General features: G+C 67.8%; 15 protein-coding genes. 11 read left to right on the top strand and 4 right to left on the bottom strand.

The features are described from left to right. Positions 1-68 precede the first annotated feature (68 nt). Genes DWF74_RS03285 through DWF74_RS03245 form a run of 9 tightly spaced genes read left to right on the top strand, consistent with a single transcriptional unit; the run spans position 69 to position 17,775 of the window. Positions 69-1,736 (top strand): (2,3-dihydroxybenzoyl)adenylate synthase, encoded by a 1,668-nt coding sequence (locus tag DWF74_RS03285; RefSeq protein ID WP_115580316.1) that lies wholly within the window; start codon positions 69-71, stop codon positions 1,734-1,736. Next, positions 1,723-3,474 (top strand): ABC transporter ATP-binding protein, encoded by a 1,752-nt coding sequence (locus tag DWF74_RS03280; RefSeq protein WP_240322019.1) that lies wholly within the window; start codon positions 1,723-1,725, stop codon positions 3,472-3,474. Before DWF74_RS03285 ends, DWF74_RS03280 begins: the two co-directional genes overlap by 14 nt. Continuing rightward, complete coding sequence (locus DWF74_RS03275; RefSeq protein ID WP_102863104.1) at positions 3,471-5,234, top strand: ABC transporter ATP-binding protein; 1,764 nt, start codon at positions 3,471-3,473, stop codon at positions 5,232-5,234. The genes DWF74_RS03280 and DWF74_RS03275 overlap by 4 nt, the downstream gene beginning before the upstream one ends. Next, entirely contained in the window at positions 5,227-8,697 is a 3,471-nt protein-coding gene (locus DWF74_RS03270) for a non-ribosomal peptide synthetase (protein ID WP_115580315.1), read from the top strand. Before DWF74_RS03275 ends, DWF74_RS03270 begins: the two co-directional genes overlap by 8 nt. Continuing rightward, positions 8,694-14,114 carry a non-ribosomal peptide synthetase gene (locus tag DWF74_RS03265; protein ID WP_115580314.1) on the top strand — a complete coding sequence of 1,807 codons (5,421 nt, stop codon included), beginning with the start codon at positions 8,694-8,696 and terminating at the stop codon, positions 14,112-14,114. The genes DWF74_RS03270 and DWF74_RS03265 overlap by 4 nt, the downstream gene beginning before the upstream one ends. Next, on the top strand, positions 14,111-15,226 hold the full coding sequence (locus DWF74_RS03260; RefSeq protein WP_240322018.1) for a saccharopine dehydrogenase NADP-binding domain-containing protein: 1,116 nt from the start codon (positions 14,111-14,113) through the stop codon (positions 15,224-15,226). The genes DWF74_RS03265 and DWF74_RS03260 overlap by 4 nt, the downstream gene beginning before the upstream one ends. Beyond that, positions 15,223-16,002, top strand: coding sequence for a thioesterase II family protein (locus DWF74_RS03255; protein ID WP_102863107.1), 780 nt, complete (start codon positions 15,223-15,225; stop codon positions 16,000-16,002). Before DWF74_RS03260 ends, DWF74_RS03255 begins: the two co-directional genes overlap by 4 nt. A gap of 23 nt (positions 16,003-16,025) precedes the next feature. After that, the gene (locus DWF74_RS03250) at positions 16,026-16,349 is read left to right on the top strand and encodes an isochorismate lyase (RefSeq protein ID WP_102863566.1); all 324 of its coding nucleotides are present in this window, start codon (positions 16,026-16,028) and stop codon (positions 16,347-16,349) included. After that, positions 16,342-17,775 carry an isochorismate synthase gene (locus tag DWF74_RS03245; protein ID WP_115580313.1) on the top strand — a complete coding sequence of 478 codons (1,434 nt, stop codon included), beginning with the start codon at positions 16,342-16,344 and terminating at the stop codon, positions 17,773-17,775. The genes DWF74_RS03250 and DWF74_RS03245 overlap by 8 nt, the downstream gene beginning before the upstream one ends. A 206-nt stretch (positions 17,776-17,981) precedes the next feature. Here the strand turns inward: DWF74_RS03245 and DWF74_RS03240 are convergent, their stop codons facing one another. The 4 genes from DWF74_RS03240 to DWF74_RS03225 form a co-directional block, all read right to left on the bottom strand. Beyond that, positions 17,982-18,923 carry an alpha/beta hydrolase gene (locus DWF74_RS03240; protein WP_115580312.1) on the bottom strand — a complete coding sequence of 314 codons (942 nt, stop codon included), beginning with the start codon at positions 18,921-18,923 and terminating at the stop codon, positions 17,982-17,984. Positions 18,924-19,091: 168 nt separating this feature from the next. Continuing rightward, positions 19,092-21,497 (bottom strand): TonB-dependent siderophore receptor, encoded by a 2,406-nt coding sequence (locus DWF74_RS03235; protein ID WP_115580311.1) that lies wholly within the window; start codon positions 21,495-21,497, stop codon positions 19,092-19,094. Positions 21,498-21,613: 116 nt separating this feature from the next. Continuing rightward, the gene (locus DWF74_RS03230; protein ID WP_115580310.1) at positions 21,614-22,597 is read right to left on the bottom strand and encodes a DUF4880 domain-containing protein; all 984 of its coding nucleotides are present in this window, start codon (positions 22,595-22,597) and stop codon (positions 21,614-21,616) included. Further along, positions 22,594-23,103 carry a sigma-70 family RNA polymerase sigma factor gene (locus tag DWF74_RS03225; RefSeq protein ID WP_115580309.1) on the bottom strand — a complete coding sequence of 170 codons (510 nt, stop codon included), beginning with the start codon at positions 23,101-23,103 and terminating at the stop codon, positions 22,594-22,596. Before DWF74_RS03225 ends, DWF74_RS03230 begins: the two co-directional genes overlap by 4 nt. Before the next feature lie 168 nt (positions 23,104-23,271). Here DWF74_RS03225 and DWF74_RS03220 point away from each other — a divergent pair, with 168 nt between their 5' ends. Further along, complete coding sequence (locus DWF74_RS03220; protein WP_115580308.1) at positions 23,272-24,231, top strand: MarR family winged helix-turn-helix transcriptional regulator; 960 nt, start codon at positions 23,272-23,274, stop codon at positions 24,229-24,231. A 213-nt stretch (positions 24,232-24,444) separates the two neighbouring features. Next, entirely contained in the window at positions 24,445-25,452 is a 1,008-nt protein-coding gene (locus DWF74_RS03215) for a zinc-dependent alcohol dehydrogenase family protein (protein ID WP_115580307.1), read from the top strand. Positions 25,453-25,709 lie beyond the last annotated feature (257 nt).

Genomic DNA, 25,709 nt, shown 5'->3' with positions numbered 1-25,709 from the left:
GTTCATTCCAAGGGCCTGGCACCTCAGGTCCAGGGCCGCTTTTTGCGTCAAAAAACTCAGGAGACAGCATGTCCACTTTCGATGATCTGCAGGATTGCCCCTCTTGGCCCGAGGCCTTTGCCCAGCGCTATCGCCAGGCCGGTTACTGGCGCGATGAAACCTTTGGCGACCTGCTGCGGGTGGCGGCCCAGGCTTTTGCCGAGCGCGAGGCGCTGACCGATGGCGAACAGCGCCTGAGCTATCGGCAGTTGGACCTGCGGGTCGATCAACTGGCCGCCGGCCTGTACCGCCTGGGCTTGCGCGCCGGGGACAATGTGGTCCTGCAATTGCCCAATCGCAGCGCTTTCGTCGAAACCTGCTTTGCCCTGTATCGCCTCGGCGTGCGGCCGATCTTCGCTTTGCCGGCGCACCGGCATCTGGAGATCGGTCGTTTCTGCGAATTCGCCCAGGCCCGGGCCTACCTGTGCACCGACTGTGATGCCGGCTTCGATTACCGGGCCATGGCCCGGGATCTCAAGGCCGGTAATCCGCACCTGGAGTGGGTGATAGTGGCCGGCGAGGCCGAGGAATTCACCGCCCTTGATGGCCTGTTTGACCCGGCCCCGTCGCCGGCTTTCCCGGCGCCGAGTGCCGATGCCGTGGCCTGCTTCCAGTTGTCCGGCGGCTCCACCGGGATTCCCAAGCTGATTCCGCGGCGGCACAACGAATACCTCTACAACCTGCGGGCCAGCGTCGAGCGCTGCGGTTTGTCCAGTGCCAGCGTGTACCTGGCGGTGCTGCCCATGGCCCACAACTTTCCCATGTGCTGCCCGGGGTTCATGGGCACCTTGTCGGTCGGCGGGCGCGTGGTGCTCGGCCACTCGCCAAGCCCGGAGGTCTGTTTCGAACTGATCGAGCGCGAAGCCGTCACCCATACCGCCCTGGTGCCGCCCCTGGCCCTGGTCTGGATGGAAGCGGCCCAGGCTCGCGGACGGGGGCTTTCCTCGTTGCAGCTGCTGCAGGTGGGCGGGGCCAAGCTCAGTTTCGAGGCCGCGCGGCGTATCGAACCGGTGCTCGGTTGCCGCCTGCAGCAAGTGTTCGGCATGGCCGAAGGGCTGATCTGCTACACCGACCCGCAAGACCCGCCCCAGCGGGTGCTGCACACCCAGGGCCGGCCCCTGTCGCCGGCGGACGAAATCCGCGTGGTGGACGAGCAGGACCAGCCCGTCCCGGTGGGCCAGGTGGGCCAGTTGCTGACCCGTGGCCCCTACACCATCCGCGGCTATTACCGCTATCCCGAGCACAACGCCCAGGCCTTCACCGCCGACGGCTTCTATCGCACCGGTGACCGGGTGCAGCTCACCGCCGACGGCTACCTGATGGTGGAAGGGCGGGACAAGGACCTGATCAACCGCGGCGGCGAAAAGATCGCTGCCGAAGAAGTGGAGAACCTGCTGCTGAGCCATCCGGCGGTGGCCGACATCGCCCTGGTGGCGATGCCTGATGCCTTCCTTGGCGAGCGCACCTGCGCCTTCGTTATTGCCCGTGGCCAGGCGCCCCGGGCTGTGGAACTGCTGCGCCATCTGCGGGCCCAGGGCCTGGCGGCGTTCAAGCTGCCGGATCGCTTCGAGTTCATCCCGGCCTTTCCCCAGACCGGGGTCGGCAAGGTCAGCCGCAAACACCTGCGTGAGGCCATTCAGGCCTTGTACTTCGGTGCTGAGGCCCAAGGCCGGGTGGGAACTGATGCCCGTGGCTGAACAACCAGGATTGACTGACCTGTTGCAACCGGTGCGCGGACGTCTGCTGGCGGCGATGCTGTTGCAGGTGCTGGCGGCGCTGGTGGGCCTGCTGCCGCTGATGGCCGTGGCCGAACTGGCGCCGCTGCTGCTGGCGGGCGAGCTGGATATGGACCGCGCGGGCTTCTGGCTGCTGGCCGGGGGCGGGGCCTTGCTCCTGCGTCTGCTGGGGCTGGCGGCGGGGTTGCAGATCACCCATCTGGCCGACAGTGACCTGCAGCGCCATCTGCGCCAGCGCATCGCTGCCCATCTGGCGCGGGTGCCCCTGGCCTGGTTGGGTGGCCAGCGGCAAACCGCCGAGCGGGTGTTGCTGGAGGATGTCGGCGCCCTGCATCAATTGGTGGCGCACCTGCCCAACAATCTGGTGGCGGCCCTGGTGGTGCCCTTGGCCAGCCTGATCTACCTGCTGACGGTGAGCCTGCCCATGACCCTGGTGGTGCTGGCGCCGCCGCTGGTTGCGCTGTGGCGCCTGCGGGTGATGCGTACCCCGGCGTACCACGCCGAGCGCCAGCGCCTGGGCGCGGCCATGGGCACGCTGTCGACGGCGACCCTGAACTTTGTGCAGAGCATTGCCATGGTCAAATCCTTTGGCCGGGTGGAGCGGGTGCAGGACGACTTCTTCAAGGCCGTAGAGGATTTCGGCCGTTTCTTCTCCCAGTGGGTCGAGCGCTGGGCCGGCCTGGGGGCCAGTGTCGAAGTGTTGCTTTCGCCTCTGCTGGTGTTGGCCCTGGTGCTGGTGGCCGGGGTGGCGCTGATTGCCGGCGGCTGGCTGCAGCCGGCGCAGTTGCTGGCGTTTGCCTTGCTGGGCCCGGCCCTGGCGGCGCCGGTGGCGGCCCTGGGCCATGGCGCCGATTCCCTGGTCCAGGGCCGGGCGGCGGCGCAGCGCATCAGCGCGGTGCTGAGCACGCCGGTGCTGGCGCAGCCGGCGTTCTCCCGAGAGCCCGAAGGTGCCCTGGTGACCTTCGATTCCGTGGACTTCAGCTACCCCGACGGCACTCAGGTGCTGCGGGGCATCGATCTGTGCCTGCAGCCCGGCACCCTGACCGCCCTGGTGGGGGATTCCGGGGCCGGCAAATCCACCCTGGCCACCTTGCTCGCGCGCTTTGCCGATGTCAGCGCCGGGGCGATCCGCATCGGCGGTGTCGACCTGCGGGACATGGACAGCGCGACCCTGTATCGCCAGGTGGCCTTTGTCTTTCAAGAGGTGCGTCTACTGCGCACCAGCGTCCTCGACAACCTGCGCCTGGGGCGCCCCGAGGCCGGCCTCGCAGAGGTCGAAGAGGCGGCTCGGGCCGCGCAGATCCACGAGCGCATCTGCGCCTTGCCCGAGGGATATCACACCCTGCTGGGGACCGGCGTGCAGTTGTCCGGCGGCGAGGTCCAGCGCCTGGGCATTGCCCGGGCCATGCTCAGCCAGGCACCGATCCTGGTGCTCGATGAGGCCACCGCGGCCAGCGATCCGCAATCCGAAGCGGCGATCCAGCAGGCGCTGTCGCGGTTGGCAGCGGGGCGCACGGTGCTGGTGATCGCCCATCGCTTGAGCAGCATCCAGGACGCCGACCAGATCGCCGTGCTCCAGGGCGGGCAATTGCGCGAGTGCGGTCGGCACCAGGCCTTGCTGGATCAGCAGGGAGTGTATGCCGGACTCTGGGCGGCGGAGCAGTTTGGCGCGGCCCCGTTGACGAGGGCCCTGTCATGATCGCTGCCCTGTTACGCAGCTTGCAGCCCAAGGAAGCCGGCCTGCTGCGCCGGGCGCTGCTGGCCATGGCGGCCAGTGCCTTGGCCCAGGGCCTGGCGCTGGCCTTGCTGCCCATGGCGTTTGCCGGTGTCTTCGACGCCGCGTCGGGCAAGGCGCCCTGGCTCTGGGCCGGGGCTTTTACCGGGTTCGCCGGGCTGTGCCTGGGGTTGCGCCGCCATGCCCAGCTGGCCGGCTACAGGGCCGGGGCGGCGGCCGCGCAGTCGCTGAACCTGCGCATCGGCCAGCAGTTGGCGCGCCTGCCCCTGGAGTGGTTCGTCGAGCGGCGTGGCGCCGAGCTCAACCGCCTGGTGACCCACACCGTGGCGCAGATCATGAGTGCCCCGGCGCACCTGCTGCAGCCCATGGCCAACGCCTTGCTCACGCCCCTGGCGTTGCTGCTGGCGCTGTTTTTCTATGACCGCTCCATGGCCCTGGCCGCCTTGGCCAGTGTGCCCCTGCTGCTGTTGTTCTATCACTGGGGCGTGCGTTGGGGCGGGCAGGCCGAGCGCCTCAGCGAAGCGGCGGCCGGCGAAGCGGCGGCGCGGGTCCTGGAGTTCCTGCGGCAGCAGCCGCTGCTGCGCTCCAGCGGGCGCAACGGTGAAGGTTTCAGCCTGCTGGGCGAGGCTTTGCAGCAACAGCGTCAGGCCCAGCGCCAGGCCCACTGGCGCACCTTTCCGGCAGCCCTGGGGTTGGTGGTGGTGCTCCAGGCCGGCTACACCGCCGTGTTGCTGTGCGGGCTCTACGCGGTCCTCGGTGGCAGTCTCGGGGCCGTGCAATACCTGGCCCTGGCGGTGCTCGCCACTTGCCTGGTGGAGCCCATGGGCGCCCTGGTCAACCTGGGCACCACGTTGCGCCAGACCCGCCACGGCGTGGACAGCCTGTGCCAGTTGCTGAACCTGCCGCCCCTGCCGGAGCCGAGCGAGCCCCAGACGCCGCAGGGGCAACGGGTCGAGGTGCGGGAGCTGGGGCTGGTGCGCCAGGGCCGAGCGCTGCTGCAGGACATCAGCTTCGAGTTGGAACCGGGCTCCCTGAACCTGCTGGTGGGGGCCTCGGGCTCCGGCAAGTCGAGCCTGTTGCGCTTGCTGGCGCGCTTTTGCGATGTCAGCAACGGCGCCATCCTGCTGGGGGGCGTGGACCTGCGCCAGCTCTCGGCCCGGCAGCGCGACCAGGACATTGCCCTGATGTTCCAGGACTGTCCGCCGCTGGCCGCCAGCCTGCTGGACAACCTGCGCCTGGGCCGCCCCGAGGCCAGTGAGGCGCAACTGATGGCCGCCGCCCACGCCACCGGCCTCGACCGCCTGGCTCAGCGTCTGCCCCAGGGCTGGCAGACCCGGGTGGGCGAGGGCGGTGTCAGCCTCTCCGGCGGCGAACGCCAGTGCCTGGCCCTGGCCCGGGTCATGCTCAAGGACGCCACGCTGATCCTGCTGGATGAACCCACCGCCGCCCTGGACGCCATCAGTGAGGCGCGGGTCAACCGCAGCCTGCTGCAACTGGCGCGCAAGCACACGGTGCTGCTGGTGACCCACAAGCCGACCCTGGCCCCGCATGCCGCGCAGATCCTCCTGCTGGACCAGGGCCGCCTGGCCCAGCGCGGCACCCATGCCCAACTGATGGCGGCTACCGGCCGTTATCGCGAACTGTTCCACGAGCGCGAGGCGATCAATCGCTGGCGCTTGCGACCTACCCCTTCCGTACCCCATAGGACCGTCCACCATGACTGATAACCCAGCACTGGCACGCGCTCATCCAGCGCACGCCGGCCTGAGTCATTCACCCCAAGGCCTCTGCGCGGGCATTGCCCGACTGCTCGACTACGCGCCCGAGGAGCTTGAGGCGGATGTTTCGCTGATCGAGCAGGGTCTCGATTCGGTGAGCATCATGCGCCTGCCGGCGTTGCTGGCCGCCGAGGGCGTGAGCCTGAGTTTTGCCGAGCTTATCCAGCAGCCGACCCTGGACGGCTGGTGGGCGCTGATCGAGGCCCGCCGGGGCCTTGCGGCGCCGTGCTTGCAGGCGGTAGCCGACGCCGGCGACAACGCTGATTTTCCTCTGACCCCGCTGCAACAGGCCTACTGGTTCGGTCGCGATCCGGGCATGCCCCTGGGGGGCGTGGGTTGCCACCTGTATCAGGAACTGGATGGCCAGGACCTGGAACCCCAGCGCCTGGAGCAGGCCGTGCGCCGCCTGTGCCAGCGTCATCCGATGCTGCGGGCCTGCTTTGTCAACGATACCTGCCAGCGCATCCTGCCCCAGAGCCCCTGGCCCGGTCTGATCGTCCACGACCTGCGCCAGGCCTCCAGCGTGGGTGTGGCCCAGACCCTGGAGCAGATTCGTCAGCGCCTGGCGCACCGCTGCCTGGAGGTCAGTCGCGGGGAGGTCTTCGATGTGCAACTGAGTCTGCTGCCCGAAGGCCGTAGCCGTCTGCACCTGAACATCGACCTGCTGGTGGCGGATGTCCTGAGCATTGGCATCCTGCTGCGGGATCTGGCCCTGATCCATGCCGGTCTCGAACAGCAACTGCCGGTGCTGGAGTGGGACTTTGCCCACTACCTGAAAGCCGAGCAGGCGGCCCGGGCGCCGCAACTGGCGGCGGCCCGGGACTACTGGCTGCCGCGCCTGGAGGCGTTGCCCGACGGCCCGCAATTGCCCCTGGCCCGAGAGCCGCAGCAACTGGGTACGCCACGCTTCAAGCGTCTGGCCATGCGCCTGGATACAGCCCAGTTGCAGGCCCTGGAGCACAAGGGCCGGCAGCACGGCCTGACCCTGGCCAGCGTGCTGGCCTGTGCCTATGCCCAGGTGCTGGGGCGCTGGAGCGCCAGTCAGCATTTCCTGCTCAACGTGCCGCTGTTCAACCGCCAGGAACTGCACCCTTGCGTGCCCCACCTGCTGGCGGACTTCTCCAATCTGGTGCTGCTGGAAGTGGATCAGCGCCAGCCCCTGGATTTCTGCCAGCAGGCCCTGGCGCTGCAGGCTCAGTTGCACCGGGATATCGCCCATAGCGCCTGGCCCGGGGTCGAGGTGCTGCGCGAGCGTGCGCGCCTGCGTCAGGGCGGTGGTCAGGGGGCGCCGGTGGTGTTTGCCTGCAACCTGGGCCCGGCCTTTGTCGATGACACCTGCCGCCAGCAACTGGGCGAGCCCGGCTGGGCGCTGTCGCAGACGCCCCAGGTGTGGCTGGATCACCAGAGCTACCCGATGGCCGACGGCCTGCTGCTGAACTGGGACGCGGTGCAGGGGCTGTTCCCCGAGGGCCTGCTGGAGCAGATGTTCGAAGCCTATCGCACTCTGCTGCTGTGGCTTTGCGAGCATGACTGGCAACAGGTGGCGCCGTTGCCCCTGCCGGCCGACCAGCAGCGGGTGCGCCGCGCGGTCAACGACTGCCGGCACGCAACCCCGGCCCGGCTGTTGCACCAGGGCTTCTTCCAACAGGCCCAGGCCCATCCCGAGCGGCTGGCGCTGATCTGCGACCAGGGCCAGCTGAGTTATGCCGAGCTGGCCCGGCAAGCCCTGCAACTGGCGGGCGCCCTGGTGGAGTGGGGCGTGCAACCCGGCGAGGCGGTGGCGATCACCCTGCCCAAGGGCCGCGAACAAGTGATCGCGGTGCTGGGGATTCTCGCCGCTGGTGCGGTCTACGTGCCGGTGGGCATCGAGCAGCCGCCGGCCCGGCGCGACATGATCTATCAGCGTGCCGGGGTGCGTGTGGTACTCACTGACACGGCTCACCGCGACGGCGGTATCTGGCTCGCCGCACTGCGGGTGGTGACCCTGGCCCAGGCACGCCCGGCAGCCGCCCTGGCGCAGCCTTTGCCGCTTGCGGCCGATGCCCTGGCGTATGTGATCTTCACCTCCGGCACCACCGGTGAACCCAAGGGGGTGGAGCTGTCGCACCAGTCGGCGATGAACACCATCGAGGCGCTCAACCGGCGTTATCGGGTCAGCGCCGAGGATCGGATGCTGGGCGTCTCGGCCCTGGATTTCGACTTGTCGGTGTACGACCTGTTCGGCCTCCTGAGTGTCGGTGGCGCCCTGGTGCTGCCGGCCGACGCCTTGCGCAAGGAGCCCCAGGAATGGCTGCGCCTGATCCGCGAACAGCAGGTCACCCTGTGGAACTCGGTGCCGGCGCTGCTGGACATGCTGACCTTGCAGGTACGGGACGCTGGCGGCCTGGCGGCGTTGCGCCTGGCCATGGTTTCCGGGGACTGGGTCGGCCTCGACCTGCCACGTCGTTTGCGAGAGGCGGCGGGGCGTGAACTGCAGTTCGTGGCCCTGGGCGGCGCCACCGAGGCGGCGATCTGGTCGAACTGCCAGGACGTGGACGTGGTGCCCGGGCACTGGCGTTCGATCCCTTATGGCCGGCCCCTGGACAACCAGTGCTTCCGGGTGGTGGACAGCCAGGGCCGGGATTGCCCCGACTGGGTGCCGGGCGAGCTGTGGATCGGCGGCGCCGGGGTTGCCGCGGGCTATCGCGGCTTGCCCAGCCTGAGTGCCCAGCGCTTTGTCGAGCATGACGGCGCGCGCTGGTACCGCACCGGCGACCAGGGTCGCTACTGGGCCGACGGCACCCTGGAGTTCCTCGGACGCCTGGACCATCAGGTCAAGGTCCGCGGCTTTCGCATCGAACTGGCGGAAATCGACCTGGCCCTGGAACGCCACCCGGCCATCAGTCGCGCCCTGAGCCTGGTGCTGCCCGGCAGCGAGCCGCAGCTGGCGGTGGTGCTGGTGGCCCATGAGCCGCTGCCCTCGACCCAGGCCCTGCGGCAGTGGCTGGGCCAATGGCTGCCCGAACACATGCTCCCGGACAGCTGGCTGACCCTGGCCGAGCTGCCGCTGAGCAGCAACGGCAAGGTCGATCGCGCGGCCTTGCTGTGGTTGCTGCAGGAGCAGCGGCGTGGCATCGCGCCGCACAGCGCCGAGCCTCCTGAAGGGGAGTGGGAAGAGGCCGTGGCCGCCCTTTGGCAGGAGTTGCTGGAGGTGCCACAGGTGGGCCGGCACCAGGGCTTCTTCGCCCTGGGTGGCAACAGCCTGCTGGCCGCCCGCTTGATCGAACGCATCGCTCGGCAGTTCCAGGTGGAACTGTCGCTCAAGGACTTTTTCAACGCGGCCACCGTGGCCCTGCTGGGGCAGTTGCTCGCCTCGCGCCGGGAACAGCGGCCCGTCACTCAGAACGCAATGGTGGAGGGCGTGTTATGACGCTGCAGCAACTGCAACAGGATCTGCAACAACTGGGCGTGGAGCTCTGGGAAGAACAGGGCCGCCTGCGTTATCGGGCCCCGGCTGGGGTCATGGACGACGCGCGCCTGCAGCAACTTCGGCAACACAAGGACGCGTTGCTGCAACAGCTGCAGGCGGCGCAGATGCCGACCCTGGAGGCCGACCTGCCGGCCCGGGAAGAACCCTTCCCGCTGACCGATGTGCAGGCGGCCTATCTGCTGGGCCGCACCACAGCCTTCAGCTTTGGCGGCGTGGCCTGCCACGGTTATCTGGAGTTCGCCCAGCAGGACCTCGACCCGCTGCGCCTGGAACAGGCCTGGAACCAGCTGATCGCCCGTCACGAGATGCTCCGCGCCGTGGTGCTGGAGGAGGGCTACCAGCGCATCCTGCCCCAGGTGCCCCATTACGCCATTGCGCACCACGACCTGAGCCAGGACGACGGCAGTGCCTTGCAGGCCCTGCGCGAGCGCATGGAACTGCGCCGCGCCACGCCTCAGCAATGGCCCTTGATCGAATTGTGCGTGAGCCAGGGCCGCGACACCTCGCGCCTGCACCTGTCGGTGGACCTGCTGGTGTGCGACTACCAGAGCGTGCGCATGCTGCTGGCCGAGTTGCAGCAGCTGTACCGCGGCGAGGCCCTGCCGGCACCGGCGCAGATCAGCTTCCGCGACTACGTGCTGGGCGAGCGGCGCTTGCGCGAGCAACCGCGCTACCAGCGCGACCGTGACTACTGGTGGGCGCGGGTCGACAGCCTGCCGGGGGCACCGGAGCTGCCGCTGCTGGGGGCACCCACCGGGCCACGCTTCCAGCGCCGGGCCATGAGCCTGGAAGCGCGGGACTGCAACGCCCTGCGCCTGAATGCGGCCGCCGCCGGGGTCGGCGTGTCGGCGGCGATCCTCTCGGCCTACGCCGAAACCCTTGGGCGCTGGAGTCGGCGCGGACACTTCTGCCTGAGCCTGACCCTGCTCAATCGCCTGTCCCTGCACCCTCAGGTCGACCGCTTGGTGGGGGATTTCAGCTCGGTGGAACTGCTGGAAGTGCAGACCCTGCAAGGGGGCAGTTTCGGCCAGCGCAGCCAGCAGTTGCAGGAACGGCTGTGGCAGGACATGGACCATCGCCTGTGCTCGGGCATCGAAGTGCTGCGCGAGCTGGCGCGGCGCAAGGGCCAGGATGCGGCGCTGATGCCGTACGCCTTCACCAGCACCCTGGGTGCCGGCGGCGAAAGCGGCGGCGGGGCCTTCATGCCGGGAGCCGAGCTGGTGTTCGGCATCAGCCAGACGCCCCAGGTGCTGATCGATTGCCAGGTCAGCGAACGGGACAACGGCCTGGCGATCAACTGGGACATTCGCGAAGGGGTGTTCAGCGAGGCGCTGCTCGACGACTTGTTCGATACCTTCGAACGGCTGCTCAAGCGCCTGGCCCGGGAACCCTCGGCCTGGACCCTGGACGATTGCCTGGAATTGCCGGCGGCCCAGCGCCTGCAACGCGAGCTGGTGAACCAGACAGCGGCGCCGTTGCCCACCGGCGGGCTGCATGAGCCGTTCTGGCGTCAGGCAGCTGCTGCGCCGCAGCGTGTGGCCCTGATCCAGGGCGCCGGGCAACTGAGCTACGGCGAACTGGCCGGACGCGCCGAGGCCGTGGCCGAGGCCCTGCTGAACGCCGGCTGCCAGCCGGGAGAGCGGGTCGCGGTGTGCATGGACAAGGGCCTGGAGCAGGTGATTGCGGTGCTGGGCATTCTGCGGGCCGGGGCGGCCTACCTGCCCCTGGACACCAACCAGCCCGAGGCCCGGCGCCAGTTGATTCTGGATAACGCCGAGGTCGGCCGGGTGCTCAGTCAGTCCTGGTTGAGCGATGAGTTGTGCTGGCCGGCACGGGTGACCCAGGTGATCCAGGTCGATCAGAGCCCGCTGGCGGCGCAAGCTCCGTTGCCGGTGCTGAACATCGATCCGCAGCAGTTGGCCTACGTGATCTACACCTCCGGCTCCACCGGGGTGCCCAAGGGCGTGATGATCAGCCATCAGGCGGCGCTCAATACCATCGTCGACATCAACCAGCGCTTTGCCATCGGCGCCGAGGATCGGGTCCTGGCCCTGGCCAGCCTGGGCTTCGACCTGTCGGTGTATGACCTCTTCGGCCTGCTGGCCGTGGGCGGCGCCCTGGTGCTGCCCGACCCGCAACGCCGCGCCGATCCTTCGCACTGGGCGGCGTGCGCCCGGGAGCACGGGGTGACCCTGTGGAACTCGGTGCCGGCGCAATTGCAGATGCTTACCCACTACCTGCAGGCAGTGCCGTCGATGGCGCCCGGTGCCTTGCGCCTGGCGCTGCTGTCGGGGGACTGGATTCCCCTGAACCTGCCGGCGGAGGCTGCCCAGCTGTTGCCGCAGTTGCGGCTGATCAGCCTCGGGGGGGCCACGGAAGCGGCCATCTGGTCGATCTACTACCCAATCACCCAGGTCGATCCGCAGTGGCGCAGCATTCCTTACGGCGCGCCCCTGGCCAACCAGCGCTTCATGGTCCTCGACGAGCAGGGCCGCGACCGTCCTCAAGGGGTGGCCGGTGAGCTGTACATCGCCGGTAGCGGCCTGGCCCTGGGTTACCTGGGGGACGCCGAGAAAACCGCCGAGCGTTTCGTCGATCACCCCCGCAGCGGCGAGCGCCTGTACCGCACCGGCGACCTGGGCCGCTACCTGGAAGATGGCCTGATCGAGTTCCTTGGTCGCGAGGATTTCCAGGTCAAGGTGCGCGGTCATCGCATCGAGCTGGCGGAAGTGGAAAGTGCACTGCTCAGCCATCCCCATGTGGAGTCCGCGGTGGTGGTGGCCGCTGGCGAAGGGGCTTTCGAACGGCGACTGCAGGCCTGCCTGCGGGCCAGTCTGCGGGACATGCCGCTGGCCTGGCCGGAGCAGCTGGAGGCGCGTACCCAGGCCGCGGCCCAGGCCGTGCGCGGTGATCTGAGCGATGCCCTGGTCAGCGAGATGTCGGCCTGTGTCGAGCGTGCCGCGCTGCTGTCCATGGGCCTGGCCCTGCAGCGTCCCGGGCTGTTCCAGCAGGCGGGGCAGCGTCACTCCCTGGAAGAGGTATGGGCCTTGAGCGAGGTCGCGCCGCGCAACCAGCGCTTGATCCGGCGCTGGTTGCAGGCCCTGGCCCAAGAAGGGCTGGTGCAGCATGACCGGCAGTCCGGTGGTTACTCGGACCTGCGGGTGCAGCGCGAGGAATACCTTCAGCTGTGGCAGCGCATCGACGCCTTGGAGCCTCGCGTAGGCTGGGGCGCCGAGGTCCTGCGTTATTTGCGCGAGAGCCAGGAGCAACTGCCGGCGCTGATGAGCGATCAACTGGACCCGCTGCACCTGCTGTTCCCCGAGGGCCGTACCGATACCGCCGAGGGCGCCTACCGCAAGAACCTGATCAGCCAGTACCTGAACCAGGCGGTGTGCGCCGCGGTGCAGGAGATCATCCGCCAGCGTCCTGCCGGCCAGCGCCTGCGCCTGCTGGAGATCGGCGCCGGGGTCGGCGGCACCAGCGCCGATTTGATCCCGGCCCTGGACGGCCTGCCGGTGGACTACCAGTTCACCGACCTGTCGCAGTTCTTCCTCAACGAGGCCCGGGAACATTTCGCCGCCTATCCCTGGGTCAGCTACGGGCTGTTCGACCTCAACCAGGACCACTGGGCCCAGGGCGTGGCCGCCAACTCCCAGGACGTGATTCTCTGCGCCAACGTGCTGCACAACTCGCGGCATGCCAGCCGGGTGCTGGCGCGGCTGCGGGAGATGCTGGCCCCGGGCGGCTGGCTGATCTTCATCGAGGCCACCCGCGACACTTACCAGATCATGGCCTCTATGGAGTTCAAGGAAGGCCTGACCGCTTTCGAAGATTTCCGTGCGGAACTGGACACCACCTTCATCCGGCGCGAGCAGTGGCAGCAGTTGCTGCTGGAGGCCGGGGGCGAAACCCCGCTGTGCCTGCCCAAGGCCGATGACGCCATGTCGCAGATCGGACAGCACCTGTTCATTACCCGCTTCAAGAGCGAGCGCCAGACCCTGGAGCCCGAGCCACTGCGTGCCCATCTGGCCCAGCGTCTGCCGGACTACATGATCCCGGCGGACTGGCAGATCCTCGATGAGATGCCCCTGACCGCCAACGGCAAGGTCGACCGCCAGGCCCTGGCCCGGATCGGTGTGGCCGGGCCCGAGCAACAGGTCAACAGCGGCGCGGCGCCGGTGGACGATCTGGAACGCAGCATCGCCGAGGTCTGGCAGGCCCTGTTGCGGGTGCCGGCGGTGGGCCGCGAGCAGGGCTTCTTCGAGCTGGGCGGCGACTCGTTGCTGGTGGCGCAAGTGGTGGGTCGCCTGCGCGAAGCCTTGCCCCAGGCCCGGCAGTTGCCCTGGAGCGACTTGCTGCGGCAGTTGATCAACCAGCCCACCGTGGCGGCCCTGGCCGACTACCTGCGCGGGCAGGGTGGGCAAGGCGATTCACCGCTGGTGCGCATCAGCGACAAGGTGCAGGGCCCGACGCGGATCTTCGTCCACGACGGCAGCGGCACCCTGGCGCCGTATCGCGCGCTGTTCGCTGCCCTGGGGGAAGACGCGCCCCTGGAAGGGCTGGTGCTCAACGACGTGCCGGGGTATCTGGCGCTGGAGCCGGCCACGGCGATTCGCCGGTTGGCCGAGCGCTATGCCGACACCCTGCAGGCCGAAGGCCGGCGCCAGGTGAGCATCGTCGGCTACTGCCTGGGCGGGTTGCTGGCCACTGAACTGGCGGCGTGCCTGGCGGCGCGTTCCATCGAGGTGCTGCAGCTGAGCGTGATCAGCAGCTACCGGGTGCCGTTCATGATCGAGGACGACCTCTTGGCCGAGTACGTGTTCGCCCGGGTGATGCAGGCCGATCCGCTGGTGCTGGGGTATCCCGAGGACGAGCAGGCCATGGAGCGCAGCATCGCCCGGGTCCTGGCCCAGACCCCAGGACGGGTGCCCCAGGGTTCGCTGTTGGCCTTGAGCGACGATGGCCAATGCACCTCGGCCCTGGCCTGTCTGCGGCGCCTGGCAGAGAAGACCCCCGAGCAGCGCCTGCAGGCGATTGCCGAAGCCATGCGTCACGCCGGTTCGCAGTTGAGTGACCTGGACTGGCTGCGCGAGCAATTGCAGGTATTGCGTCACAGTCTGGCGGCGGTGGCCCTGCATGAGGCCACGCCGTATCAGGGCGACTTGCTGTTCATCCGCCAGAGCGGCGAGGTCCAGGTGCTGCCGGGCATGCATCGCGACATGAGCGCTTACTGGCAGGCTCTGTGCCTGGGCGAACTGCGGGTGGTGGATGTGCCTGGGGATCACTTCAGTTGCATGCAGCAGCCCCAGGTGCAAGCCGTGGCCCGGGCCTTCGACGCCGCCGAGGTGGCGGCATGAGTGGGGCGCTCATTGGTCTGGTCGGCGCGTATGGCAGCGTTGGCCGTCAGGTGGCGCAACTGCTGGCACCCAGGCTTGCCTTGCGCCTGGGCGGACGCGACCGGCAGCAGGCCGAGCAGTTGAACCAGCAGTTGGGGGCGTGCGCCGACGTGCGCGCCCTGGACCTGTGGGATGAGCAAAGCCTGGCCAGCTTTTGCGCCGGCTGCACCCTGGTGATCAATTGCGCCGGGCCCAGCTACCGGATTCTCGACCGGGTGGCCCGGGCCGCGCTGGCGGCGGGCGCCGATTACCTGGATGTGGGCGGCGACGACCCGGTGCACGAGCGTCTGGCCGGTCAAGTGCCCGCAGGGCGCCGGGTGCTGTTGTCGGCGGGCATGCTGCCGGGGCTGTCGGGGGTGTTCCCGCGGTTGCTGGCGCAGTCTTTCCAGCGAGTCGATGAGATGCGCTGCTATGCCGGCGGCCTGGGACGGCTGTCCGCCACGGCCGCCGAGGACTTCCTGCTGAGCCTGGGCAATGGCTTCGGCCAGGCCCAGTGCGGCTGGCGCGAGGGGCGGGTGGTGCGCAGCACGGGCAGTGCCCGGCAGCCTCTGCAACGGGACTGGCTGCCGGTGGCCGGGGTACAGGCCTATCCCTACCTGAGCACCGAGCAGCAGCGCTTGTTCAGTGACCTGCAAGTGCCCCATGGACAGGGCTTCAATCTGTTCGAAGGCGGGCAACTGGCGGCGACTTTGCAGCGTATCCAGGGCTCGGCGCCAGAGGCGCGCAACACGCCGCAGAACATCGCCGCGCTGGTCCAGGCCAGCGCCCTGGATGTGGCCGGACGGCGGCCGTACCAACTGCTGGCGGTGGAGCTCGACGGCCTGCGTGATGGCCGCCCGCAGCAGGCCAGTGCCTGGTTGCGGGCCGGCGACGGTTCGCGGTTGACCGGCAGCGTCGCGGCGTTCTGCGCGCTGCATTGGCAGCTATTGCCCCAAGGCCTGCATTACGCGGCCCAGGTGCTGGATGCCCAAGCCTGCCTGGAGCAGGTCTGTCAGTGGTTGCCGGACACCCGGGTCAGCCTGGGCCTGAGCGCCGGTACGCCACTGGCCGAGCTAGAGGAGGGTGTGCTGTGAGAAAGGCTCCCAGTGCCTGGCTGCGCCGTTACCCGCAGCCGCAACCGCCGCGCTGCCGGCTGGTGTGCCTGCCCCATGCTGGGGGCAGCGCGAGTTTTTTCAATGACTGGCGGGCGTTGTTGCCCGCCGATATCGAGTTGATCAGCGTGCAGTACCCGGGGCGTGAAGAGCGCCTCAACGAGACCTGGCCCGGCAGCCTGGAGTGGATGGCGGGCACTATCACTCGGGCCCTGTCGGACCTGGTGGACCGGCCGCTGGTGCTGTTCGGCCACAGCATGGGCGCGGCCCTGGCCTATGAAGTGGCGGGGCGCATGCAGCAGCAAGGCTCGGCCCCTCAGCGCCTGATTGTGTCAGCACACCCGGCGCCCCATCGCCAGCGCCACAGCGAGCTGCACCTGGGGTCGGACGAGGCGTTGCTGGCGGATGTACGGCGCCTGTCCGATGGCGCGCCGTCCCTGTTGGACGACCCGACGCTGCGCGACCTGTACCTGCCGGCACTGCGTAACGACTATCGGCTGATCGAGTCCTATCGCGGCGACATCGGCCGCGCCCTGGACCTGCCCCTGAGCGTGTGCCTGGGGGGCCAGGACCCTGAAGTCGATGCGGACGAAGCCTATGCCTGGGCCGAGGTCAGCGCCCAGGTCACCGACTTCCAGAGTTTCCCCGGTGCTCACTTCTATCTGCGCGAGCAGCAGGCCGAAGTGCTGCGGCACCTGACCCGGCTGCTGGCCGGCCACGGCGAGCAGCCGTGGCACTGCTGGCCCTCGACCCCGTGAATTTTCCCTTGGTAGTCATCAACATGAAAACCCCCGAGCAATGCAGCGCCCTGGAAGACATCCGCTGGGCGATCGACACCCTGGACCAGCAGATCATCCAGGCCCTCGGCCAACGCCTGGCCTACGTCAAGGCGGCCGCACAATTCAAGCCGACCCAGGACAGCATCGCCGCGCCGGAGCGGGTCGCGGCGATGCTCCCGCAGCGTCAGCAATGGGCCGAGCAGGCGGGCCTGGACCCGATGTTCGTGGTGCCGCTGTTTGCCCAGATCATCCACTGGAACATCGCCCAGCAAGTGCGCCACTGGCGCGTTCAGCGCGGGCTTGAGCAAGGAGTCGGCAATGAATGAGTCGTGCCTGTCCGGACTGACCCAGGCCCTGCGTGAAGGCGAGGCCCAGGCTCGGCGCAAGAGTCGCGCGGTACTGGTGGTGTTCAGCCTGGCCGCCGAGCGCCTGGAGCCACTGCGGCTGTTTGCCGCCAACCGCCAGGTGTTCGGCCAGAGTCTGTTCTGGTCCAGCGAGCAGGGCGCTCTGGCCCTGGCCGGGTTCGGCTGCACCGAGGAAATCAGCCCGCCGGCCGCCGAGCGCTTTGCCGCCAGTACCCAGGCCTGGCGCCAGCTGCTGGAGCAGGCCCATCAGGTCGGCCCGCGCAAGGCTTATCTGTGCGGCGGCTTCGCCTTCGATCCCCAGGGGCCGCGCAGTACTCAGTGGCAGTCGTTCGCCGCCACCTCCCTGGTGCTGCCACGGATTCTGTTGTTGCGCGAAGGCGAACAGCAGCACTGGCTGTTCAGCCTGTGGATCGAGCCGGGCGCCGATGTGGCCCATTGCGCTGCCGGCCTTGCGGCGGAATGGAACCTGCTGCAGGTCCGCTATGCCCATGCACCGTCACTGCAGGTGCCGGTGGGCACCCGGCAGGACGACGACGCCCCGGGCGCCGAGCAGTGGCAGGCCACCGTCGCCGGCGCCATCGGCCGGATCAACGCCGGTGAACTGAGCAAAGTGGTGCTGGCCCGGGAAGTTTGCCTGCGGGCCCCGCGCAGCATTCCCTGCGGCCCCTTGCTGGAGAACCTCAGGGCGGCCTATCCCCAGGCCTTCCTGTTTGCCTTCAGCCGCGGCGACAGTTGCTTCCTCGGCGCCACCCCCGAACGTCTGGTGCGCGTGGCCCGGGGCACCTTGAACACCGTGGCCCTGGCCGGCACCTGCGCCCGCGGTCAGCACGAGCAACAGGACGCCGAATTGGGCCAGGGCCTGATGGACAGCGCCAAGGATCGCCACGAGCACGCCCTGGTGGTGCAGACCCTGCGCGAAGCGCTGCAGCCCTATTGCGCCATGCTGGAGATTCCTGCGCAGCCGCAACTGCACCGCCTGGCCCACGTCCAGCACCTGCTGACCCCGGTGCTGGGGCGGTTGCGGCCCCAGGTGGACCTGCTGCAACTGGTCGACGCCCTGCACCCGACCCCGGCGGTGGGCGGCCTGCCCCGGGTCAAGGCCCTGGGGTATATCCGCGCGCATGAGCAACTGGACCGTGGCTGGTACGCCGCCCCGGTGGGCTGGCTCAACGCCGAGGGCGATGGCGAGTTTGCCGTGGCCCTGCGCTCGGCCTTGATTCGCGGCAACCAGGCGCACCTGTTTGCCGGTTGCGGGATTGTCGGTGAGTCGGACCCCGCGAGTGAGTACCAGGAAACCTGCCTGAAGTTGCGCACCATTGGCGACGCGTTGTGTCCGCCAGCGGCCTTGCCGAGCGTGGCCGTGAGCGGCGGGCAGAGCGCCTTGTAGCCGCTGCTGAAGGCTGCGAACGAGCCGCAGGTGTGCAGCGATCCTGAGGGCGTCGAGGCCCCTTCGGTGCCTTGCGCAGCCTGCGGCAGCGGCTACACAGAGGGTTTCCTGTAGCCGCTGCTGAGCCCGCGAAGCTGCGCAAAGGCCCGCAGGGCCTTGCCTGGCGACCCCAGCCAAGCCCCGGCCTCGCGTCCTAGCCAGCAGCTTCAGCCAGTGGGCGCGGTGCTGGCCGTCGGGCCGGCGACGCTGGACGCCGGCTTGGCCCGCAGCAGGGCATTGATCGCCTGGCCGTAGTCCTTGCCCGCCAGGCGCATGCTGTTGTTGTGGGTGCCGCCAGGCACCAGCAACAGCTTTTTCGGTTGCAGCGCAACCTTGAACAGTTCCTTGCTCAAGCGTGGTGGTACGTAGTCGTCTTTCAGGCCGTGCACCACCAGCAGTGGCATGCCGATGTCGCGGATCTTGTCGACGGAGTCGAACTTCTGCGACAGCACCCAGCGCACCGGCAGCGAGGTCTTGGTCACCGCCGCGGCGGCATCGGCCAGGGTGGTGAAGGTGGACTCGACGATCAGCCCGCGGGCGGCAATCGGGGTTTTCTCGGCGGCGGCCGTGAGCCCCAGTTCGGCGGCCAGGTCGATGGCCACCGCGCCGCCCAGGGAATGGCCGTAGATCAGGCGCTTGCGGGCGTCGGGCTGCAGCAGCTTGAGCCGCTCCCAGGCGATGCGCGCGTCTTCATACACGCTGCTTTCCGAGGGCAGGTCGCCGTGGCTCTGGCCGAAGCCGCGGTAGTCGATGGCCAGCACCGAGTAGCCCAGGGCGTGCAGTTGCTCGATGCGAAACAGCTGGCCGGTGAGGTTCCAGCGCACCCCGTGCAGGTAGAGGATCGCCGGGGCGTCGGCGCGCGTGGCCGGCCACCACCAGGCGTGGAGGTTCTGCCCGGCCTTGAAGCTTTTCGGCTTGAGTTCCAGCTCCTGCACCGTGCTCGGCAGGCCGCGATACCAGCCGGCGGTGCCCGGCTCGATGCGAAACACCAACTTGCGCTCCTGGTGTTCGAGCACCGCGCAGCTCACCGGCAGGCCACCGACCAGCGCGGCCAGGCACAGCAGGGAAAACCAGCGACGGCGCAGGCGCTGGGACAGGGTTGGGGACATGGAAGGCTTCACCACGGAACGATCAGCCAGGAGTTTTAACAGAAGTGTGCGGATGGCTGTAGTGATTTTGCTGCCGTGGTCGCCGCATCGGGCTACCCGATACCAGGTGATTGTCAGCGGCCCGACCCTGCCCGATTGGGCAGGGTGCACCGATTGGGGAACCAGGTCTTAGAAGTCCCAGCGAGTGGTCACCATCACATTGCGTGGGTCACCGTAGTAGGCCGAGTCATAGAAACCGATGTTGGTGTAGTACGACTTGTCGAACAGGTTGTTGACGTTCAGGGTCGCCGAAAGGTTGTCGGTGACTTGGTAGCGCGCCATCAGATCCACTAGCCAGAACGGGTCCTGGGAGAACTTTTCGTAACGGTCCTTGCCACGGTTGTACAGCGTTTGCCAGCCCTCACCCTGCCAGCGGGCGCCACCGCCCAGGGTCAGTTTGTCGAGGCTGCCGCCGAGCTTGTAGCTGCTATAGAAACTGAGCTGATCTTGCGGTTCCCAGGTGGCCACCTTCACCCCGTCGGCATCACGGCTGACCTTGTGGGTATAGCCGGCCTGCAATTGCCAGCCAGGACGCAGCTCACCGGAGATCTCCGCTTCGTAGCCCTTGGTCTTAGTCTTGGTGGCGATATAGGAGAAGTCGACCCCAGGATTGGAGTTGTAGATGGTGTCGGCGATTGGACGGTTTTCCTCGTGTACCTCGAAGTAGGCGAGGCTGGAGTTCAGGCGACCGTCGAAGAACTCGCCCTTGAGCCCGATCTCGTAGTTTTTCCCTTCGTTGGGTTCGAGCATCTTGCGCGTGCGGTCACGGTACTGGGTTTGCGGTTGGAAAATCTCGGTGTAGCTGGCGTAGGCGGAGACATTGTCGTGGAGGTCGTAGACCAGGCCGGCATAGGGCACTACCTTGCCGCTCTCCTTGGTGTCGCTGGTACCGGTGACCTGGAAATTGGCGACGCGGGTGCCGAGCAGCAGCGACAGGTCGTCCATCAGGCTGAAGCGGCCGGTGATGTATGTGCCGGTCTGGCGCGTGGTTTCATCGTTGATCTTGGTCGGCTGGTTCCACAGGGGCTCGATGGCTTCGCCGTGCCAGTTGTAGAAGTCATAGGCGTTGTCGAAATAGGTGGCGTCGGAATAGTCCTTGCCCTTCCATTCCGAGATCGACAGGGACTGGCCCACTACCAGCTGGTGTTCTCGACCGAAGAGTTCGAAAGGTCCGGATGCATAGACGTCGAGGCTGTCACTGGTGGTTTCGCCAGTGTATTTGCGAGCGTAGATCGAACTGGTGGTAGCGGTGTCCTGGGAGACGTAGCCCAGGGGCGCGTTATAGCCGTTGATCTGGTGGTTGTACTGGGCCTTGGCGACCCAGCCATTGTCGAAGTTGTGCTCCAGGGTGGCGAACACGGTACGGGTGTATTGTTCCCAACTGCTCCACTTCGGACCATTGTTGAACGAGCGAGGCAGGTTCAGATAATTGCCGTCCGGGTCATAGACGGTACGTGTGCCGGTCCAGCTCGAGCCCTTCGGGTCGCTGTCCTGATAGTCGGCACCCAGGGTCAGCAGGGTGTCCGGTGACAGGTCGAATTCAAGGATGCCGTAGTAGACATTGGTCTTGCGCTGGTAGTGATCAAGAAACGATTTCTTGTCTTGGTAGGCGGCCACCGCCCGGCCGCGGACGTTGCCGGAGTCGGTCAGCGGCCCGCTGACATCAATCTGGGTGCGATAGTTGTCCCAGGAGCCGGCGCCGAGCTCGATGCTGCTCTTGAACTCGGACGTGGGCTTCTTGCGGATCAGGTTGATGGTGCCGCCAGGACCGCCGGCGCCGGTCAGCAGGCCGGTCGCGCCCTTGAGCACTTCGACGCGGTCGTACAGCGCCATGTCGGTCATGGTCTGGCCGGCCGAGTACTGGGCGTCACGCAGGGTCGGGATGCCGTCGTACTGGAAATTGACGATGGAGAAACCGCGGGAATAGTAGTTGGTGCGTTCGCTGTCGTAGGTGGATACGGTGATACCCGGCGTGTGGCGCATCACGTCGTCTATTGCCGTGAGGCCAAAGTCATCCATCACCTGGCGGGTCACCACCGAGATCGACTGCGGGGTTTCCCGCGGGGTCAGCACCAGCCGGGTGGCGGTGGCGATGGTGCCTGGGGTATAGGAACCGGTGCCTTCGGTAACGCTGCCCAACTGGTTGGCGCTGACCGTGGTCGCCCCCAGCTCGACCCGTTCACCGCCGCTGGCCTGGACCACCCGATAGCCCGCGCCCTCGGCCACGGCTTGCAGGCCCAGGGGTTTGAGCAGGCGCTGCAGGCCTTCGTCCACGCTGAAGCGGCCATTGAGGCCGGTGCTGCGCTTGCCGGCGCTGAGGCTGGCATCGATGGCGATCATGCTTGCCGATTGCTGGCCGAAGGCGCCCAGCACCTGGTCCAGGTCGCCCGGGGCGATGGCGTAGTCGCGCTGCTGGCGGTCGGTCACGGCGGCGCCGGCTTCGGCGGCCATCAGTGGCAGGCTGGTGCTGGCGATGGACAGGCCGATGAACACCGGGCGCAAGGCCGCGGCAAGGGGCGTAAGGCGAATGTGCATAAGGGAAATCCGTGGGTTGAGAAGGGTTGGCGCTGAGCTGTTTTCCAGCTTCTTCCCAGGTCTTGATGCACGAGATTGAAAAAACTGCCGCCGCTTCGGAAAAAAAACCGAAAAAATCAGCTGGCCTCCACGGTGGCCCAGTAACCCATCACCCGCCGGATGCGAATCGGCAGGGTCTTGGCCAACAGGTCGAGGCTGGCGTCCGGCTGGTCCAGGGAGAACGAGCCGGAGACGCGCAACCCGGCGACCTCGGCGGCGCAGCGCAAGAGGCCCGGGCGATAGCGGTCGAGCTCGGCGATCACCTCGCCCAGGGGCTGGCGCTCGGCGATCAGCAGGCCCTGGGTCCAGGCACTGGCGGTGGCGGGCACTGTGGTCAGGGCGCCGATCCGCTGCTGGTTGATTTCCACTTGCTGGCCCGCGCCCAGGCTCAGCGCGGGGTGCTGGGCGTTACTGAGCGAGCCGCTGCCGGCGAGCACCTGTGCCCGGGTGCCGTGGCTGCCCGGCCAGCCGACGCTGAGGATCAGTTGCGACTGGGGCGCCAGCAGTATCCACGCATCGGCGGTGACGATCCGCAGCGGCGCGGCGTTGCCCAGGGTCAACAGCAGGCGGCCAGTGTTGAGCTGCAGTTGCAGGCCCAGGGGGCTGTGCTGCTGATCGAGGCTGGTGCGGGTGTCCAGTTGCAGGCTGGCGCCCGTGGCCAGTTGCAGTTGGCGGCGCTCGCCGGTGCTGGTGTGGTAGTCGCTGAACAGCTGCGGCAACAGCAGCCGTTCACGCACGCTCCAGCTGCTGGCGGCCACCACGCCGAGGCCGACGATGCCCTTGAGCAGGGTGCGCCGCCCAGGGTGGCTGCGGGCCTGCAGCAGCTGCCGGGCACGGGGCGCGGGCAGGCTGCGGGTGCTGTCACGCAGGTCCTGGCCGATGCCGACCAGGCGTTGCCAGGCAAGTTCGTGTTGCCGCTCGGCCCGGCGCCAGGCCAGGCAGGCGGCCTGCTGCTCGGGGTTGCTGATGCCCGATTGCAGCAACACCAGCCACTCCAGAGCCTGGTCCAGGACCTGCTGTTCCACGGCGCCCTGATCGTCCACCGGCTGGAAGGCGTTCATCCCGGGTACACCGCCGCGTAGCAATGGCGGTAGGCCTTGAGCATGGCTTTCTGCACCACGTTGACCGAGAGCTGCAGGCGCTCGGCAATCTGCGGGTAGGTCAGGCCTTCGAGCTGGGACAGCAAGAACACTTCGCGCACCCGGGCGCCCAGGCCATCCAGTACCTGGCCCACGGCGTCCAGGGCTTCGAGCACCAGCAGGCGGGTTTCCGGCGAAGGCTGGTGCTGTGGCTCCAGCTGCGCCAGGGATTCCAGGTAGGCGCGCTCCAGGGCCTGGCGGCGGAAATACTGGCCGCACAGGCGGCTGGCCACGGTATTGAGGTAGGCCCGAGGTTCACGCAACAGCGGCAGTTGCTCGCTGCGCAGAATGCGCAGGAAGGTGTCCTGCGCCAGGTCCAGGGCCTGGTCCTGGTTGCCGAGCTTGCGCCGCAGCAACTGCACCACCCAGTTGTGATGCTGGACGTAGAGCTCGCCCACGGCGCGCTGTAGCGAAGAATTGGGCACCATCGATAGAGGTTCCGGGACCGAGGCGGGCGAAAAGGGCGTTTATGGTAATGCTTCTCATTAGTGCGTGCTCGAGTTTTTATCGCTGCCGACCAGGGCCCGAGCACATCGGGCTTGTCGGCTATATGGTTGTAAGCTACAACTAAAAAGTCCACGAACGAGGTCACGCTTATGTCGAGCCCATCCGCAGGTTTCATCCCTCAATTGCGCCAGGCTTCCCGGCAGATGGTTCGCGAGCTGGGCTTCATGCACAGCACCCTGGCCGCCACCGACTACCCGCCCTCGGCGGTGCACGCGCTGCTGGAAATCGGCCAGGGCCATGCCTTGACCGCCAGTGACCTAGTGACACTGCTGGGCCTGGAGAAATCCAGCGTCAGCCGGTTGGTGCGCAAGCTGGTGGAGGCGGGCGAGCTCAGCGAACAGGCCGATGCCCAGGATGCCCGCTCCAAGCGGCTGCACCTCACCGCCCAGGGACGCCAGACCCTGGACGGCATCGACCGTTTTGCCCAGGCCCAGGTGGCCGCGGCCCTGACGCACCTGAGCGCGGACCAGCAGCTTTGCGCCTCGACAGGCATCGCCGACTACGCCCGGGCATTGCGTGCGGTGCGCCTGGGCGAGGCGCCCGAGCCGCCCGAGTGCTGGTCCATCGCCGCTGGCTACCGGCCGGGGGTGATTGGCCGCATTGCCGAAATGCATGCCTGCTACTACGCCGCCCGGGCCGGTTTCGGTCAGCCCTTCGAAAGCCTGGTGGCGGCGGACATGGCCGAGCTGATGGGGCGTTTGCACAACCCGCGCAACCAGGTTTGGGTGGCGCTGCGGGGCGAGCGGATCGTTGGGTCCATCGCCATCGATGGGGAAGGCGAGGGCGGCGAGGCGATCCTGCGTTGCTTCATTCTCGATGATGCTGCCCGCGGTCGCGGGCTGGGCCGGCGACTGCTGGGCGAGGCCCTGGCGTTCTGCGACCAGTGGGGCTTTGCCGCCACCCGCTTGTGGACCTTCAAGGGCCTGGACGCGGCGCGCACGCTGTATGAGCAACACGGCTTCGTATTGGCGCAGGAGCAGGTGGGCGACCAGTGGGGCGCGACGGTGACCGAGCAGTGTTTTGTGCGAGCCAGGGTGGGGGAGCGTTGAAACCCGCTGAGCGTTGTCGCCGCTGCTGAGCCCGCGAAGCTGCGCAAAGGCCCGCAGGGCCTTGCTTGGCAGTTCCGAGCCGAGCCTCCAGCGGCACTGAAAACCTGCGTCTCCTGCGGAGCCGTTCGCAGCCTGCGGCAGCGGCTACAGATCGCCGGTATTGGTGGTAGGGTTAGCCCCCTGGACAATTATCGATCTGTGGAGACCCATTCCATGCAAGCCATCAAGCTCAGCCTGCCGGCATCCCTGGACAACCTGAAAACCGTGGAGTTGGCCGATCCCGGGCAACCCGGCGCCGGGCAGATCCGCGTGCGCCTGCATGCCTGTTCCCTGAATTTCCACGATTACGCCGTGGTCACCGGCGCGCTGCCGACTGCCGATGGGCGGATTCCCATGGCCGACGGTGCCGGGGTGGTGGAAGCGGTGGGCGAGGGCGTCAGCGAGTTCAAGGTCGGCGATGCGGTGGTGTCCTGCTTCTTCCCCCATTGGCACGATGGCGGCCCGGCGATTGCCGATTTCAGCACCACCCCGGGCGATGGCGTCGACGGCTACGCCCGTGAAGTGGTGATCCAGCCCAGCCACTGGTTCACCCACGCGCCCCAAGGCTACAGCCACGCCGAAGCCGCGACCCTGACCACCGCCGGCCTGACCGCCTGGCGCGCGCTGGTGGTGGATGGCGCGCTCAAGGCCGGGGAAACCGTGCTGGTGCTGGGCACCGGCGGGGTGTCGATCTTCGCCCTGCAACTGGCCAAGGCCATGGGCGCCACGGTGATTGCCACCTCGTCCTCGGACGCCAAGCTGGCCAGGGTCCGCGAACTGGGGGCCGACCACACCATCAACTACCGCACCCAGCCTGAGTGGGGCGACGAAGTGCTCAGGCTCACCGGCGGGCGCGGCGTCGATCACGTGGTGGAAGTCGGCGGCCCGGGCACCTTGCCGCAGTCGATCACGGCCTGCCGCATCGGCGGGCATATCGCCCTGATCGGCGTGCTCACCGGCTGGTCCGGCCCGGTGCCGACGGCGGCGCTGATGGCCAAGCAACAACGCCTGCAGGGCCTGATCGTCGGCAGCCGCCAGCAGCAGATCGAGATGGTCCGTGGCCTGGAAGCCACCGGCATCAAGCCGGTGATCGACAGCACCTTCCCCCTGGCAGAGATCGCCAAGGCCTTCGCCCATGAAGCCTCGGGCGCGCACCTGGGGAAAATCTGCCTGACGTTCTGAGGCGTTGACCGCGGCAACGCCCGGGTGGCTCCGGGGGTTGCCGCAGCCCCGATGGCGCTTGTTACCGGGCGCAACCTGTATGCCCCACTTTGACTCACTGCCTGCGCGTTTTCGTAGCAGCCTGGCCTTGGCCGCGCTCCTGGCACCTTCCTGCTCATCGAGCACTGGTTCGGCAAATCAATGACTTGAGTCCGCTTGCGCCAAGCTGGCACGCATTCTGCTTTTTTTGTATCTATGGATAATTGGATACAAAAATA

The sequence above is a fragment of the Pseudomonas protegens genome, assembly GCF_003363755.1.
GTDB lineage: Bacteria > Pseudomonadota > Gammaproteobacteria > Pseudomonadales > Pseudomonadaceae > Aquipseudomonas > Aquipseudomonas danubii.
This window is presented reverse-complemented; position numbering and strand designations above follow the sequence as displayed.

What these genes read in the sequence shown, in the direction of transcription:
- DWF74_RS03220 (WP_115580308.1), top strand. Translation starts at nt 23,272, where the DNA reads ATGTCGAGCCCATCCGCAGGTTTCATCCCTCAATTGCGCCAGGCTTCC.
- DWF74_RS03225 (WP_115580309.1), bottom strand. Translation starts at nt 23,103, where the DNA reads ATGGTGCCCAATTCTTCGCTACAGCGCGCCGTGGGCGAGCTCTACGTC.
- DWF74_RS03265 (WP_115580314.1), top strand. Translation starts at nt 8,694, where the DNA reads ATGACGCTGCAGCAACTGCAACAGGATCTGCAACAACTGGGCGTGGAG.
- DWF74_RS03275 (WP_102863104.1), top strand. Translation starts at nt 3,471, where the DNA reads ATGATCGCTGCCCTGTTACGCAGCTTGCAGCCCAAGGAAGCCGGCCTG.
- DWF74_RS03215 (WP_115580307.1), top strand. Translation starts at nt 24,445, where the DNA reads ATGCAAGCCATCAAGCTCAGCCTGCCGGCATCCCTGGACAACCTGAAA.
- DWF74_RS03285 (WP_115580316.1), top strand. Translation starts at nt 69, where the DNA reads ATGTCCACTTTCGATGATCTGCAGGATTGCCCCTCTTGGCCCGAGGCC.
- DWF74_RS03230 (WP_115580310.1), bottom strand. Translation starts at nt 22,597, where the DNA reads ATGAACGCCTTCCAGCCGGTGGACGATCAGGGCGCCGTGGAACAGCAG.
- DWF74_RS03245 (WP_115580313.1), top strand. Translation starts at nt 16,342, where the DNA reads ATGAATGAGTCGTGCCTGTCCGGACTGACCCAGGCCCTGCGTGAAGGC.
- DWF74_RS03240 (WP_115580312.1), bottom strand. Translation starts at nt 18,923, where the DNA reads ATGTCCCCAACCCTGTCCCAGCGCCTGCGCCGTCGCTGGTTTTCCCTG.
- DWF74_RS03235 (WP_115580311.1), bottom strand. Translation starts at nt 21,497, where the DNA reads ATGCACATTCGCCTTACGCCCCTTGCCGCGGCCTTGCGCCCGGTGTTC.
- DWF74_RS03250 (WP_102863566.1), top strand. Translation starts at nt 16,026, where the DNA reads ATGAAAACCCCCGAGCAATGCAGCGCCCTGGAAGACATCCGCTGGGCG.
- DWF74_RS03280 (WP_240322019.1), top strand. Translation starts at nt 1,723, where the DNA reads ATGCCCGTGGCTGAACAACCAGGATTGACTGACCTGTTGCAACCGGTG.
- DWF74_RS03260 (WP_240322018.1), top strand. Translation starts at nt 14,111, where the DNA reads ATGAGTGGGGCGCTCATTGGTCTGGTCGGCGCGTATGGCAGCGTTGGC.
- DWF74_RS03270 (WP_115580315.1), top strand. Translation starts at nt 5,227, where the DNA reads ATGACTGATAACCCAGCACTGGCACGCGCTCATCCAGCGCACGCCGGC.